Raw genomic sequence first — 13,749 nt, 5'->3', positions numbered from 1 at the left:
AAAGGCTTCCTATCTTCTATCCGGTTTTCAAAGACGCCCACCATGCTCCTCAGCATGTCGGATTCAGCCTCACAGCCTCATCCTGCACCCCACAGCCTCAACTGCGCAGGACATCCAGACTAACACCGGGGTCCCAAGACGCAAGGGGAAAATTTACGCAAGGGGCACCAAACCTTCATCAGGGGCCAACCTTAGGCCATCATGGGCCATCGGAGAGGCCATGAAGACGCTACGCAAAGCCGTCATTCCCGTCGCAGGCCTGGGCACCCGCTTCCTGCCCGCAACCAAGGCCCAACCCAAGGAAATGCTGCCCTTGGTCGACACACCCGTCATCCAATACGTCGTGGAGGAGGCCATCCGGGCCGGGGTCGAAAGCCTGGTCCTAGTGACAGGTCGCGGAAAGGCGGCCATCGAGAACCACTTCGATATCTCCTTCGAACTGGAGGACACCCTCAGGCGCCGTGGGAAGCAGGAGGACCTCGACCTGGTCCGGGGCATCAGCCACCTAGCCCAGTTCGCTTACGTGCGGCAGGGAGAGCCCCTTGGGCTTGGACATGCCGTTCTCTGCGCCCGCCACGCGGTGGGTGATGAACCCTTCGCCCTGCTCCTCGGAGATGACGTCTTCGATGAACGTGATTCCGCGCTGGATGCGCTCATCGCGGCCTACCACAGCACCGGGAAGTCCGTCGTGGGCGTCCAGGAGGTCCCCCTCGAGCACGTGTCCCGCTACGGCATCGTCAGCGCTCCCGAAGGCCACCACGGTACCTGGAAAGTGACATCCATTGTCGAAAAGCCCCAACCCTCGGAGGCCCCCAGCCGCTGGGCCGTCGTGGGTCGCTATGTGCTGGAACCCCGCGTGTTCGATCACCTTGCGGCCCTGGAACCCGGCGTGGGTGGCGAGTACCAGCTCACCGACGCGCTGGCCATCCTGGCCCGCGAAGGTCGCCTGGTCGCCGCACCGATCCCCGCCAAGCGCTACGATACGGGCAACAAGCTGGACTACCTGAAGGCCAACGTGGAGTTCGCGCTGAAGCGGGAGGATCTCCGTGAGGACTTCGCCGCCTACCTGAAAGAACTGTCCCGCGGCCTTTAGCGCCGCAGGCGCAGAGCGTTCAGGACCACCGTCAGCGAGCTCAGTCCCATGGCTGCACCAGCCAGCATGGGACCTCCAAACCGCTCCAGTTCACCGAAGGCCGCCAGGGGCACCAGCAGCAGGTTGTAGCCAAGGGCCCAGCCGAGGTTCTGCCTGATCACACGCTGGGTGCGCGCGGCAATCCGCCTGGCCACCAGGATCGGGTCCAAGCCTGCCCGCAGGAGTACCAGCGGCGCCGCGGCCATGGCCGCACCGGTCCCCTGTCCGCCGGCACCGGAGCCCATGGCGATTCCGCAGTCCGCCTGGGCCAGCGCCGGCGCATCATTGACGCCATCGCCCACGAACCCGACCACCGCACCCGCGGCCTGCATCGCCTTGAGGTGGGTCAGCTTCCCCTCGGGCCTGACCTCGGCGGCCACGCGGCTGATCCCCGCCGCCGCGGCCATGAGGCTCGCGGGCTCCATCCGGTCCCCCGTCAGGAGATGAACCCTCAGTCCCTGCCTCTCCAGCGTTGCCACCACATCAGCGGCCTCAGCCCGCAGCCGGTCTCCCAGGATGAACACGCCCTGCAGACCCTTGGCATCCGCCAACCCCACCGCGATCCCATCCGGATCCACCGCCGGGAAGGCGACCCCCAGGAAGGCCTCACTCCCGAGGTGCCAAGTCGTACCATCAAGGGTCCCCGATATTCCGCCTCCAGGGTGGGCCCTGAACCCTTGGACAGCTTGCAGGTCACCGGCGAACGCGGCACGAAGACCCCGGGCGATGGGATGTTCCGAGTCCCTTTCCAGGCTGGCGGCCACGCGGAGGAGCTCAGATACCGGGCGGCCACCAGAGGACAGCACACGTCTCAACGTGGGCTGGCCCTCCGTGAGGGTCCCCGTCTTGTCGAGCACCAGGTCCGTGGCCCGACCGAGCGCCTCCAGTGCAGAGGCATCACGCACCAGCACGCCCTGCTTCGCCGCCGCGCCGACCCCAACAATCACCGCTACCGGTGTGGCCAGGCCAAGGGCGCAGGGGCATGCGATCACTAACAGGGTCACGGCGGGACGCCAGGCGTGCGAAAACCCGCCACCCCAGACTGTCCAGCCCGCAAAGGTGGCCAGCGCGAGCACCAATATGGCCGGAACGAAGACGGCGCTGATGCGGTCGGCGAGTTCCTGAGCTGGTGCCCTGGAGCCCTGGGCCTCGGCGACCATGGCCGCCATGCGCGCCAACTGGGTCGCAGTGCCGACCGCGCTGACCTCCATTTCCAGGGCCGACCCATGTACCACGGTCCCCGCGACCAGGGCGTTACCAGGCTCCTTCGCCACGGGCAGAGGTTCTCCCGTGAGCATGGACTCGTCCACTTCCGCCTGCCCGGAGCTGACACGACCATCCGCGGGGACGGACTGTCCCGGGAGCACCCGCACCCGGTCACCGGGGGCCAGCACCGCCACAGAGACCTCGATGACGGATCCGTCCGCCTCCAGCCGGAGGGCGGTCGGCGGGGTCAGGGTGAGCAGGGCCTTGAGCGCGTCCGTGGCGTGGGTCTTCGCCCTGGCCTCGAGGTACTTCCCCGACAGCAGGAAGGCCACCAGGGCGGCGGCCGTTTCGAAGCTGAGCTCGTGGGCGCCCCGCTGCCATTCAATGACGGCAAAGGCCCAGGCGGTACCGGAGCCGAGGGCGATGAGGGCATCCATGGAGACCTGCCCATGGAGGGCCTGTCGCCCGGCCCGCTGGAAGAACCCAAGGCCGGCTCCAAAGACGACCGGTGTGGCGAGCAGGGCCTGGATCCAACCGGGCAGATGCCCTGGCCAGCCCGGCAGCATCGAGACCAACAGGGGCGCGGTGAGCGCCAGTGCGAACACCATGCGTCGGCGTGCCGGACCCAGGTCTTCGATCGGAGGCGCGTCCGGCTGGACCTTCGCCAGACCGTAGCCCGCATCCTCGACGCGAAGGGCCAGCGCTTCAAAAGTGACGGTTCCCTCCACCCGCACGGTGCCCGTGGCAAGGTTCACCACCGCCGCAGCCACACCCGGCGTGTCCGCTAGGGCCCTCTCCACGTGCCTGACGCAGGCAGCACAGGTCATCCCCGTGACGGCAAAGGTCTGTTGATCCACCGCCCATCCCTTCTGTTTGCCTGATTCGACGATTGGACCTCAGGCCGGCCCGATCAGTTCGTAGCCTGCTTTCGCGACCCTTTCCGCCATGACCTCGAAGGGGGCCTCTCCCATGACCTTCGCCGTTCCATGTGGGACGTCCATGTCCACCTGGACGATGCCCTCGACGGACCGCAGCGCCTTTTCCACATGCTTCGCGCAGCCGCCGCAGGTCATGCCGTTGACCTTGAAAACCTTGGTATCCATTTCGTGCCTCCAGTGGGGGGTTCAGGCCCTGTGGTCCGCGAACGAGGGCAGCCTGGCCGACTCGACCAGCAGGGTCTCCATCAGGTTGCACCCCAGCTCGCTGCTCTGGCCATCCGGGGTGCCCAGGGTGATGCGCAGGATGTCCACGAGCAGCTTGATCTCGGTCAGCTTGGTCTCCAGCGCCTGCAGCTTGCCCCCCAGCGCCTCACGGACGTGCTCGCAGGGGGCGCTGTCCTGGCGGAGGGCCCGCAGCAGTTCCTGGACCTCCTCGAGGCTGAACCCCGCAGCCTGGGCGGCCCTGAGGATCCTGACCCACTGGACGGCCTCCGCAGGAAAGAGGCGATAGCCCTTCGGCGAGCGTGGCAGGTCGCCGAACACGCCGGCGTCCGCATAGAACCTGAGATTGCGGGCCGTGATGCCGGAGCGTGCAGCCAACTGGCCGATCTTCAGCATCCGGCCGGAGGAACCGGCTTGAACAGCTTGTGTGTCTGACGAGATCGCCATGGGGACCTCCCGGGAAGCGGACTTCCCAAGGGTAAGGTTCCAGTTACATGGAAGCTCAAGGATAAAAATCACACTTCAACTATATGCTCCGAACACGATGAAGATGCAGGTGGAGCAGCGTGACGGCCGCCGGGGTGACCCCGGGGATGCGACTGGCCTGGCCGAGGGTCTCGGGTCGATGCAACATTAGTTTTTCCATTACTTCCTTCGAGATGCCATGCAGATGCTCGGTCCGGAAATCCGCGGGGATCCGGACCTGGTCCCAGGCCCGGTGGCCCTCCAGGAGCTTCGCTTCCCGGTCCCGGTAGGGGGCGTACCGGAGGTCGAACAGGAGCAGATCCCGCTCCATGGCTGGGTCCCAGCCGGGTTGCTCCCGCCTCCAACCGTCCAGCAGTGCCAGGCAGGCATCGGCCTCCACAGGGCCGATGTGCTGCCGCCGGAACAGGTCCGATAGGCTCAGGCCCGCATCCAACCGGAGGCCGACGGCGGTGGCGATACCTCCGAAGGGGCTGGTCTGGGTCACCCAGGCAGCCTCGCACTGCCCCCTCAGGGTCTCCCGGCGGAGCACCTTGGCTTCGACTTGCGCCAGTTCTTGTGGCTCCAAGGCCCCTACCTCCCGGGCCACGGCCAGCAGCCGGGCATCCGCCAGGTCGCAGGCCAGGCCCAGCCGGTGCTCCGCCCTGGCCGTGAGCATGCGGTAGGGCTCATCCGTTCCCTTCGTGACGAGGTCATCCACCATCACGCCCAGGTAGGCCTGCTCGCGGCCGAGGACGATGGGCTCCTGCTCCCGCAGCCAGCGTACGGCGTTGATGCCCGCCAGCAGACCCTGGCCCGCAGCCTCCTCGTAGCCCGTGGTGCCATTGATCTGGCCCGCGAACCAGACGCCCTCCAGGCCCTCGACGGAGAGGTCCCGGTGGAGCTGGAGCGGATCGAAGCTGTCGTACTCGATGGCGTAGCCGGGCCGCAGGATCTCAGCGGCCTCGAAGCCAGGGAGGCTCCTCACCATCCGCAGCTGCACGTCCGGGGGCATGGAGGTGGACAGGCCCGCCAGGTAGATCTCCTCCGTCTCGAGGCTCTCGGGCTCCACGAAGATCTGGTGCCGGCCCTTGTCCGGGAACTTCACGAACTTGTCCTCGATGGAAGGGCAATAGCGGGGCCCGACCCCCTCGATGTGGCCCCCGTAGAGGCTGGACTGCGGCAGGTTCTCCCGCACGATTGCTTCGGTCTGGGCCGTGGTGTGGACGATGTGGCAGGGCACCTGGGGCTGCGGAATGCCGGGACTGAAGAAGCTGAAGGCCCTGGGCGGATCGTCGCCGCGCTGGACCTCCAGCCGCCCGAAGTCGATGCTGGCCCGGGCGAGGCGGGGGCTGGTGCCGGTCTTCAGGCGCCGGTGCCGCAGGCCCAGGGCCCGCAGCTGCTCAGCCAGGTGGGTGCTGGCAGGCTCTCCGGCGCGCCCGGCTTCGAGGCGCCGCGCCCCGATGAGGATGCGGCCATTGAGGAAGGTGCCGCTGGTGACCACCACGGCATCGCAGGGCAGCACAGACCCGTCCAGCAGTTCAATCCCCCGAAGGTTTCGGGTGCCGGGTTCCCAGACCAGGGCCGCCGCCGTGCCCTGCCGCAGCTTCAGGTGCTCCAGATGCTCCAGGAGCCGCCGGGCCGCGCTGCGGTACTTCACCTTGTCCGCCTGGGCCCGGGGACCCCTCACGGCCACGCCGCGGCTCTCGTTGAGGATGCGGAAGTGGATGCCCGTGGCATCGATGAGGCGGCCCATGGCCCCGCCGAGGGCGTCCAACTCCCGCACCATGTGTCCCTTGCCGACCCCACCGATGCTGGGATTGCAGCTCATCTGGCCGATCTGGTCGAGGTTCATGGTGAGCAGGGTCGTGGCCATGCCCATCCTCGCGGCGATATGGGCCGCTTCGATTCCGGCATGTCCACCCCCGATCACCACCAGGTGCTTCAATCCACTATCCTCCGAAGGAAGCCAGCATACCCTCGCCCGCCGACTCCAGCCTCCCCCGGCCCAGATGTGAGAAACTGTCCCCATGCGACCCCGTCTGAGTCCCGAGGAACGCCGTGCCCGGCGCCAGCGCGCCATGCGCCGGTCCATGTTCGTGCTCCCTTCCAGCATCACCATGGCTTCTGTCTTCTGCGGCTTCTCCAGCGTGGTGATGTCCATCAACGCCGCCGGAGCGACGCCCGAACGCTTCTTCCTCTGGGCCGCAGGGCTCCTCGTGCTGGCCGGCATCTTCGATGGGCTGGATGGGCGCGTGGCCCGCGCCACCAACACTGCCACAGACTTTGGCGTCCAGTTGGACAGCCTCGCGGACGTGATCAGCTTCGGCATGGCCCCAGCCATCCTGGCCTACCGCTACGCCTTCTTCCAGCTGGGCATCCATGACTCCCATCTGCGGGCCGCCGGCTGGGCCGCCTGCTTCGTATTCACCGCCTGCGGCGCCCTGCGCCTGGCCCGCTTCAACGTGCAGGTGGGCGCGGTGGATTCCCGCTACTTCGTGGGCCTGCCCATCCCCGCTGGGGCTGCGTGCGTGGCCTCGGTCATCATCTGGCACCCCACCCCGCCCAGCACCACCGCCCTGGCATACTCCTTTGCCGCGGGACTCTTCCTCGTGGGCCTGCTGATGGTCTCCACCATCCGCTTTTCCAGCTTCAAGAAGAAGGCGACCTCGCTGCGCTCGGTCATGGTCACCTACCTCACCGTCGTGCTCCTGCTGGCCCTCCTGGTCCTCTTCCAGCAGCGCTTCTTCCTGGGCTTCTTCGCGGCCTACATCGCCCTGACGCTGGTCATGAACCTGGCCTGGAAGGCCGGCTGGCGAGGCGTGGAGCCCCCGCACGACGGACCCGATGATCCGGAGACCGTGCAGTAGGAAAGCCTTCGGGCGTTCGTTCCTACAGTTGCGTGGCCCCTGCGGGAATGGCCACGCCAGCCACCGCCGCCACCTTGGCATTGGACAGCAGTTTGCCGCCAGTCCCGGGCCCGATGCCCAGCACGGCGCCCTGCTTGACCCCGGCCTCCGTCGTGGCGGCTGTCGGAATCTTGACGCCCGCCATGCGCTGGATCAGGAAACTGGCCGCGGAGGAGCCATCCCCCGCCACCTTGTCTCCGGCAAGCAGGACGATGGCGTCCGGCTTGCGCCCGGAGAGGGTCCCGATGGCCTTGCCCATGTCCTGGGGGCCCTTCACATCCACGACAATGACCTTCAGACCGCTGGCAGCGCCGGTAAGGGCGGCCAGGAGGGGCTTGCTGCCGTTGGCATCACAGACCACCGCCACCGTCTCGCACTGCGGCCAAGCCTTCTTCATCGCACTGAACATCGCGTCATAGTCACCGGCCACGAGGGCCGGGGTGGCCAGGGCCAGGAAGACAAACGCAGCACACAACCTCGACATGGAACCACCTCCCGAGGATGCTTCATCGGCAACCCGTCGCTTTGTCTGAACTTCAGCTCAGGTGTGGGTTTTTTACAGCTAGGTCAGGATTCCGGCGATGCAGGCGCTGAGGAAGTTGGCCAAGGTGCCCGCTAGCATGGCCCGGACACCCAGCCGGGCCAGGTCGCCCCGCCGCTCGGGCACCAGGGCCCCGATGCCGCCCACCTGGATGGCAATGCTGCTGAAGTTGGCGAAGCCGCACAGGGCAAAGGTGGAGATGAGCCTGGCCTTGGCGGAGAGCCCCGTCATGTTCCCTAGGTCGAGGAAGGCCACGAATTCGTTCACCACCATGCGCTTGCCCAGCAGCCCACCCACCTGGCCGGCCTCGCCCCAGGGCACACCCATCAGGAAGGCCGGGACCTTGAAGATCCAGCCCAACACCAGCTCGAGGCTGAAGCCGGGGTGGATCGCCTTCATCAAGCCGTTGAGCAGGTAGATGAGGGCAATGAAGGCGATGAGCATGACGGCCACGTTGAAGGCCAGCTGCCCACCTTCAAAAGCGCCCCGGGCTGCCGCGTCCAGCACATTGGCATCGTGGTTGGGGATGTCCACCTTGATCTCGCCGGAGGTTTCCGGGAGTTCCGTCTCCGGCTCAAGCAGCTTGGCCATCATCACCGCGCCGGGGGCCGTCATGATCACGGCGGTGAGCAGGTGCACGATGTCCACGTGCGCCACCTGAACATAGGCCACCATGATGCTGCCGGACACGTGGGCCATGCCTGCCGTCATGATCACCATGAGTTCGCTGCGGGTCATCTTCGCCAGGAACGGCCGGATGGTGAGCGGCGCCTCGGTCTGCCCCATGAGGATGCTGGCGGCCACGCTCACGCTCTCCGCGCCGGAGACCTTGAGGAAGCGGCCCATGGCGCGGGCGGCGGCGCCCACCACCCACTGCATGACGCCCAGGTAGTAGAGCACCGCGAAGATGGAGGCCACGAAAATGATGGTCGGCAGCACCGCGAAGGCGAAGACCATTCCCACCTTGCCGCCGGGCCCGTCGGAAAGGGCTCCGAACACGAAGCTCGCCCCCTCGTGGGCGTAGGCCATGAGGTGCTCGACCACGATCCGCATCCGATCAAAGGCGGAGCCAACCAGGTTTCCCCGCAGCAGACCGAGGACGATGACGCCGAAGAGCCCCCAGTTGAGACCCTTGTTCTCGTAGGAGGCAAAGCGCCGCAGCAGCATGGGCGTGAACATCAACGCCAGCACCACCCAGCCAGCGCCCTTCGGGAAGGGCAGGAAGGACAGCAGGCCGGCGATCAGCGTCCCCTTGAGCACGATCAGGGCGAATATCCACTGGAGCCCCAGGCCCCAGGCGATGGTCTTCCAGTGGATCGCGCTCCGCTTGTGCGAAAGCAGGTACGCAAGGGCCACGAAGGCCACGATTCCGGCCAGGCCGATCAGACGTTCCATCGGGCACTCCCTACAATTGACCGTTCAGGGCCTCGATGGCCTGCTCCATGTGGAAACGGGCACGCCCCAGAATGCCCTCCCGCTGCATGACCAGCACCAGGGTGCACTGCTCCCGGGCCCCGATCATGAGGATCCAGTGCTGGTCCGTCGCGAAGGCCACCTGCTTCACCTCGCCACGATCGAACTCCTCGACCGCCTGCTGGAGGTGGCGCTTCACCACGTGTTGGTAGGCGCCCAGCAACTGGAGCCCCTCGTTGGACACCTGGATCGTACGCGAGCAGATGGGATCACCATCCCGGTCATTGAAGGTCGCAGCCAGGGCCTCGGGCACTCGTTCGATGAGCTGATCCAGGATTTGCTGGAACATGGCGGGACTCCGGTGATGCGTGCCCAAAGCATGACCGGAGTCTGGCCGGATGCAAAACGGTACTAGATCCCCCGCCAGACCTGCAGGATCCAGGTGCCGAGCAGGAGCGCCCAGACGGACATGCGGACGGCCCACGAATCCGGGAGGTCCAGATAGGGATGGCCCCGCCAGGCCCGGCGGAGGTCCCAGGCAACCGCTACGGGAAGAAGCAGCCCGGCTGCGGCAGCCACCGGGTGCCAATGGAAGGCCTCGGCCCACTCCCACCGCCCCAGGGCCAGAATGCAGCGGGTCAAGCCGCAGGTGGCGCAGGCGAAACCGGTCAGGCGCTTGAAGGCGCACCCGGGGAGAAGGGCCGAGATGGGCTGCAGGTAGGACGAGGCCCAGGTGGCAAGGGCCGCCAGCATGATGCCCAGCGCCACCCAGGGGACCCGCTTCATGCGGCCATCCGGAGCAGGGCCAGCATCAGGGCGGAGAGCCCCAAGGCGAAGCAGCCCAACAGGACCAGATGCACCACCGTGGCCGCCAGGCCCCGCCAAGGCTCGCAGCCGTGCCGAGCCGCCAGCGCGAAGCCCCGGAACAGCCAGAGGTAGCCGTCCAGCAGCAGCAGAGGCAGCGCCAGCAGCGGCCCCAGGAGGGGGAGGAAGCCCGCCAGCCCCAGCAGGGTTCCCAGGGCCGTGATGCGGAGTGCCTCGGCTTCGGCCAGCAGGCTGGTCCGGAAGCCCCGCTTCTGCTTCAGGCCTCCCAACAGCCAGAGGCCCGTGTGATCCCAGACCGCGTGGTGGAGCCAGGTCCCCAACACCCCGACCGGCACCATCAGGAGCAGCCAGGGCCAGACTCGGCCGAATGCCGGCGGGGCGGGCAGGGCCCCCAGGAAGGCCTGGAGGTTCTCCGGATCCAGCCCGAACCAGTCCAACACCCCGGTCGGCACCGTCCCCTGACGGAGGGAGCCGTAGGCCTGGAGCGCGTGCGAAACCGTCAGGGCCGCGTTCACGAAGGCCAGCGGCACCCAGACCAGCGCCATGTCACGGGCGGCCCGGCCCAGAGAGGGCGGCGGCGACTGGAACGCAGCGCCGGGCTGCAGCAGGGCGCGGAAAGAGGCTGCGAAGGGGAGGGACATCACCGGCCCAGGAAGATCGATTCGAATTCACGCAGGGCGACCAGGTCCCCATCCCGCGTCAAGGGTCCGTGGAAGTCACCTGGCCTCAGGTCGGCGAATTCCCCGAAGGTCGCGATGTTTCCGTTGATGTAGGCGATGAACTCATCCTGGCGCCCCCTGATGTAGGGGCGGAAGGGACGGGACATAACCCCGAGCACCGCCGAGTCCAGGGCCGTCCAGGTGTGGAGGTGGCTCTCGAAGCCGATCTTGCCCTCCCAATAACGGTACGAGGTGAGCATCTTTGCGCCGACCGAGAAGGGGATCACGGGCAGTCGGCCCTTCTCGGCCCGCCCCTCCACCAGATAGACCCGATGCCCCGGGCGCTGATACACCAGCCGCAGGGTCCCCTTGAGGCCACGCGTATCATCAATGCTCCAAGCTCCATCCGGATGGACGAAGGCGTAAAATCCCGGCACGAACCGACAGTGCCGCCACATGGCCGCGCCCAACACGGGGTGATCGAACAGCTTCTCCATGGTGGCCATGCGCACGTGCCTGGGCTGGGTCCGGGTCTCAAACACGAAATCGGCCCGCTTGACGATGTCCATGGCCTCAGCCCGGGCCGCCGGCGGCAGCTGCTCCAGGAAGGCGGGTGTCTGGGCCTGAGCGACGGCGGCCAGGAGGATCCAACACAGGGCTCTCATGGAAAAACGCTAACACCCTCCAGCCATAATGGTGGTTCTTCACCCGGAAGCCTTCCAAGCCGATGGGAACGGGATGGCCACGCCCCTCCGCCACATGCCCACGACGCCGCTGGACGAACTCCGTGCCTGGCTGGGCAACCCCATGGAGACGGATGCCGGTGCGCAGGTGCGCCTCAACCAGCTGCTCCAGCAGCTCCGCCAGCTGGCCCTGCCCGAGCTCGGGAATCGCCTGGTCAAGCCTTCCACGCCGTCAACACTGAAGCGCTTCCTGTTGGGCCTCACGGCAAAGTTCGACTGGCCGGAGTGGGTGCCCTGGCTGCTCCAGGTCCTGCAGCAGGAGCCTGACCTGGGTGTCTTCGATGAGGGCTGCGCCGCCCTGGGCCGCCTGGAGCTCCGCTCCGCGCGGGAGGCCCTCCAGAAGCTGGAGAGCCAACGGACCGACCCGGACCGCCAGCTGATCTTGCGGCGGGAGCTCGGCGCCGTCGATCCTCAACAGCCTCTCGTGTTTTACCTGGGGCGGCTCATGGAAGGCGAGGCGAACCCACGCCTGGCCCACCAGGGTGCCCGGGGGGTGGCCGCCGTGGCTGAACCCGAGGACCTTCCCGCGCTCTGGGAGGCCCTGGCTGGGGCCGATTCCCTCGCCTTCCGCCTCCTGCTGCGGGCGGTCACGGAGCTCCCCGGAGCGGGCCAGGGGTCCCTCTTGCTGGGGTTGTTCCAGGAAACGCTGCAGACCTTGGAGGACCTTGAGGCCCTGGAGTCCCTGACCCACCAGGTTCAGATCGGGGCGCGCACCGCCGCCCGATCTATGCTGGTGGCGGCCCTGGCGGCGCGCATGGGCGGACAGCACGCTGAGATCATCCGCGCCCTGCAACAGGCCCTGGAGGCCGGGGAGGAAGGTCGTCCGATCCCGCAGGTCGACCTTCTCCGGGAGCAGGCCAAGGGTCCCTACGAACGGTTCATCACGGACTCGCTGGTCGTCCTGCTGGAAGGGAAAGTGGCCCGGTTCAGCGCCATGGTGACCGAAGCCCAGGACATGGCGGCCAAGCAGCAGATCGCCCTAGGCGTCACGCTGAACCTGCTCTGCGAGGCCCTGGTCCACCAGGCCGTCACCATGGCAAGCCTCCCCATGGTCCAGGTGGTTCCCACTCTCCAGGCGGCCTTCGACCGCTTTGCCCACAGTGAAGGCCTGGACCACGCATTCTGCCGCCTAGTACCGGCCACGGACGAGCCGGCCCTGGGGCGGGTCTTGTTGGTCACTGACCCGAAGCGTCGCCTGACCTGCCTGGACGTGCTCGGTGCCCGCGAAGAGGATGCCCTGATGCCCTTCTTCATGCGGGCCATGCAGGATTCCATCGTCGAGGTCGGCCACCGCGCCATGCATCACCTGGGGAAACTGCCCTCCAGCTTCCCCGCGGTCATGAACCTGTTCCAGTCCGGCCAGCCTGAACAGATCCGTACCGCCCTCCGCATCTTCACCGTCAACGGCACCAAGGCTGCGGCGGAACCCCTCATGGCCTTCCTGCGGACCGATGTCCGGGATGACTTGGTCCTGGAGGCGGTGGAGGCGCTGGGCGCCACCCGCTGTCCCAGCGCCAGCCCCGTCCTTCTGGACCTCCTCCACGACGGGAAGCCCGCCCGGCTTCAGGAGGCGCTGGTGGAGGCACTCGCGGAACTGGCCACCCCAGAGGCGGGACTCGGACTCCTGGCCAAGGCCGCCCACCTGAAGCTTCCCCAAGTCCTCATCCGAGCCCTGGAGGGTATGCTTGCCCCCTTCCCTGGATTCGAGTGCCCCCTCCCGACGGAGTGCCTGCCGTCCCTGGAGCAGCTCATCACCCGCTGCTGCGATGACCGCGAGGGCGAGGGCCAGCGACTGCGGGCGATCCTCGCCACCCAGCATCTCTACTGCTTCGACCAGGCACTCTACACCCGCCTGAAGGACACCTTCTCCGACTTCCTCTTCGACCTTCGGACCAAGGGCGACTGGGACCGCGACACCAACGACCGGGTCGCGGCGGTGGTGAAGGAACTCGGGCGACGCAGCAACAGCCTGGGGCACATCGCCGGCAGCGAAGAGAAACTCCGCGCCATCGTGAGCGGGCTCCCGCCCCAGGGCCCCGGCCGGGGCCCTGCCCTTCTCAACCTGCGTGAGGCCCTCCAGGATCCGGAGTTCATCCTCCGGCCCGAGCTGGCCAGGGAGCTGTCCGCCTTCGTCATCAGGGAGATCCATCGCTCCGACCAGGACTGGCGAGAGCTGGCCCGTCTCTGCGAAATCGCGGGGCTCACCCGCCAGCTCGATCTCGTCGAACCCCTCAAGGACATCTTCAGGGGGGCCTCCGGTCTCGGCTTGCGCAGTGCCGCAAAGGAAGCGCTTGTGGCCCTGGGATTGGACGAGGTGGCCATCACCCGCCGGGCACCCATCACCACCATCCTCCTGCTGGAACCCAGCGCCTTCTTCCGGAAGCGTCTGCTGGCGGTGCTCATGAAGGATTGGGACGTCCGGGAGGCCGGGAGCCGCAGCGAGGCGGAACCTCTGTTGTCGGAGCGGCCGGTGGATCTCCTCATTTCCGAGCAGGCCGATGCCATGGGGGATCTCCGTCCCTGGCTGAAGGTGCAGGTCGAGACACGGCGCTGCCGGCAGGTCCTGCTGTCCACGGCCGCCCGTGACACGATGCCTGCCGAGCCCTGGCTCCTGGGCACACTCTACAAGCCCTACGTGCCCGAGGCGCTGCTGAAGGCGCTGGAACCCTGACCGGGCGGATATGCTTTGATCAGATCCG

General features: G+C 67.2%; 13 protein-coding genes. 3 read left to right on the top strand and 10 right to left on the bottom strand.

The features are described 5' to 3' along the window. Positions 1-220 precede the first annotated feature (220 nt). Complete coding sequence (gene galU / locus WAS25_RS08145) at positions 221-1,093, top strand: UTP--glucose-1-phosphate uridylyltransferase GalU (RefSeq protein ID WP_422311024.1); 873 nt, start codon at positions 221-223, stop codon at positions 1,091-1,093. Here the strand turns inward: galU and WAS25_RS08140 are convergent. The 4 genes from WAS25_RS08140 to mnmG form a co-directional block, all read right to left on the bottom strand. After that, complete coding sequence (locus tag WAS25_RS08140; protein WP_422311023.1) at positions 1,090-3,195, bottom strand: heavy metal translocating P-type ATPase; 2,106 nt, start codon at positions 3,193-3,195, stop codon at positions 1,090-1,092. The two genes, galU and WAS25_RS08140, sit on opposite strands and share 4 nt — an antisense overlap. A gap of 39 nt (positions 3,196-3,234) precedes the next feature. Beyond that, entirely contained in the window at positions 3,235-3,441 is a 207-nt protein-coding gene (locus WAS25_RS08135) for a heavy-metal-associated domain-containing protein (protein ID WP_422311022.1), read from the bottom strand. 21 nt (positions 3,442-3,462) lie between these two features. Next, positions 3,463-3,945 (bottom strand): MerR family transcriptional regulator, encoded by a 483-nt coding sequence (locus tag WAS25_RS08130; RefSeq protein WP_422311021.1) that lies wholly within the window; start codon positions 3,943-3,945, stop codon positions 3,463-3,465. 79 nt (positions 3,946-4,024) lie between these two features. Then, positions 4,025-5,908 carry a tRNA uridine-5-carboxymethylaminomethyl(34) synthesis enzyme MnmG gene (gene mnmG / locus WAS25_RS08125; protein WP_422311020.1) on the bottom strand — a complete coding sequence of 628 codons (1,884 nt, stop codon included), beginning with the start codon at positions 5,906-5,908 and terminating at the stop codon, positions 4,025-4,027. Between the two features lie 82 nt (positions 5,909-5,990). Here mnmG and pssA point away from each other — a divergent pair, with 82 nt between their 5' ends. Beyond that, the gene (pssA, locus tag WAS25_RS08120; protein ID WP_422311019.1) at positions 5,991-6,830 is read left to right on the top strand and encodes a CDP-diacylglycerol--serine O-phosphatidyltransferase; all 840 of its coding nucleotides are present in this window, start codon (positions 5,991-5,993) and stop codon (positions 6,828-6,830) included. Between the two features lie 22 nt (positions 6,831-6,852). On the opposite strand, the gene WAS25_RS08115 is transcribed toward pssA, so the two are convergent. From WAS25_RS08115 to WAS25_RS08090, 6 genes are all read right to left on the bottom strand, one after another. Continuing rightward, entirely contained in the window at positions 6,853-7,353 is a 501-nt protein-coding gene (locus WAS25_RS08115) for a hypothetical protein (RefSeq protein WP_422311018.1), read from the bottom strand. 78 nt (positions 7,354-7,431) lie between these two features. Continuing rightward, entirely contained in the window at positions 7,432-8,805 is a 1,374-nt protein-coding gene (locus WAS25_RS08110) for a NupC/NupG family nucleoside CNT transporter (protein WP_422311017.1), read from the bottom strand. Positions 8,806-8,815: 10 nt separating this feature from the next. Then, positions 8,816-9,172 (bottom strand): roadblock/LC7 domain-containing protein, encoded by a 357-nt coding sequence (locus WAS25_RS08105; RefSeq protein WP_422311016.1) that lies wholly within the window; start codon positions 9,170-9,172, stop codon positions 8,816-8,818. Positions 9,173-9,234: 62 nt separating this feature from the next. Further along, positions 9,235-9,609, bottom strand: coding sequence for a DUF2752 domain-containing protein (locus WAS25_RS08100; protein ID WP_422311015.1), 375 nt, complete (start codon positions 9,607-9,609; stop codon positions 9,235-9,237). Beyond that, on the bottom strand, positions 9,606-10,289 hold the full coding sequence (locus WAS25_RS08095) for a hypothetical protein (RefSeq protein WP_422311014.1): 684 nt from the start codon (positions 10,287-10,289) through the stop codon (positions 9,606-9,608). The genes WAS25_RS08100 and WAS25_RS08095 overlap by 4 nt, the downstream gene beginning before the upstream one ends. Next, positions 10,289-10,972: a hypothetical protein gene (locus WAS25_RS08090; protein WP_422311013.1), complete on the bottom strand. Its 684-nt coding sequence runs from the start codon at positions 10,970-10,972 to the stop codon at positions 10,289-10,291. Before WAS25_RS08090 ends, WAS25_RS08095 begins: the two co-directional genes overlap by 1 nt. A gap of 73 nt (positions 10,973-11,045) precedes the next feature. Here WAS25_RS08090 and WAS25_RS08085 point away from each other — a divergent pair, with 73 nt between their 5' ends. After that, positions 11,046-13,721 (top strand): HEAT repeat domain-containing protein, encoded by a 2,676-nt coding sequence (locus WAS25_RS08085; RefSeq protein WP_422311012.1) that lies wholly within the window; start codon positions 11,046-11,048, stop codon positions 13,719-13,721. Positions 13,722-13,749 lie beyond the last annotated feature (28 nt).

Origin of the sequence: Geothrix sp. (assembly GCF_049292215.1) — a bacterium.
Taxonomy (GTDB): Bacteria; Acidobacteriota; Holophagae; order Holophagales; family Holophagaceae; genus Geothrix.
The sequence above is the reverse complement of the archived record's forward strand: the minus strand, read 5'-3'. Positions and strand labels throughout refer to the sequence as shown.

Bases quoted from the DNA above. Each gene is read 5' to 3' on its own strand.
- galU (WP_422311024.1), top strand. From the start codon at position 221: ATGAAGACGCTACGCAAAGCCGTCATTCCCGTCGCAGGCCTGGGCACC.
- WAS25_RS08135 (WP_422311022.1), bottom strand. From the start codon at position 3,441: ATGGATACCAAGGTTTTCAAGGTCAACGGCATGACCTGCGGCGGCTGC.
- WAS25_RS08130 (WP_422311021.1), bottom strand. From the start codon at position 3,945: ATGGCGATCTCGTCAGACACACAAGCTGTTCAAGCCGGTTCCTCCGGC.
- pssA (WP_422311019.1), top strand. From the start codon at position 5,991: ATGCGACCCCGTCTGAGTCCCGAGGAACGCCGTGCCCGGCGCCAGCGC.
- WAS25_RS08115 (WP_422311018.1), bottom strand. From the start codon at position 7,353: ATGTCGAGGTTGTGTGCTGCGTTTGTCTTCCTGGCCCTGGCCACCCCG.
- WAS25_RS08110 (WP_422311017.1), bottom strand. From the start codon at position 8,805: ATGGAACGTCTGATCGGCCTGGCCGGAATCGTGGCCTTCGTGGCCCTT.
- WAS25_RS08105 (WP_422311016.1), bottom strand. From the start codon at position 9,172: ATGTTCCAGCAAATCCTGGATCAGCTCATCGAACGAGTGCCCGAGGCC.
- WAS25_RS08100 (WP_422311015.1), bottom strand. From the start codon at position 9,609: ATGAAGCGGGTCCCCTGGGTGGCGCTGGGCATCATGCTGGCGGCCCTT.
- WAS25_RS08095 (WP_422311014.1), bottom strand. From the start codon at position 10,289: ATGTCCCTCCCCTTCGCAGCCTCTTTCCGCGCCCTGCTGCAGCCCGGC.
- WAS25_RS08090 (WP_422311013.1), bottom strand. From the start codon at position 10,972: ATGAGAGCCCTGTGTTGGATCCTCCTGGCCGCCGTCGCTCAGGCCCAG.
- WAS25_RS08085 (WP_422311012.1), top strand. From the start codon at position 11,046: ATGGCCACGCCCCTCCGCCACATGCCCACGACGCCGCTGGACGAACTC.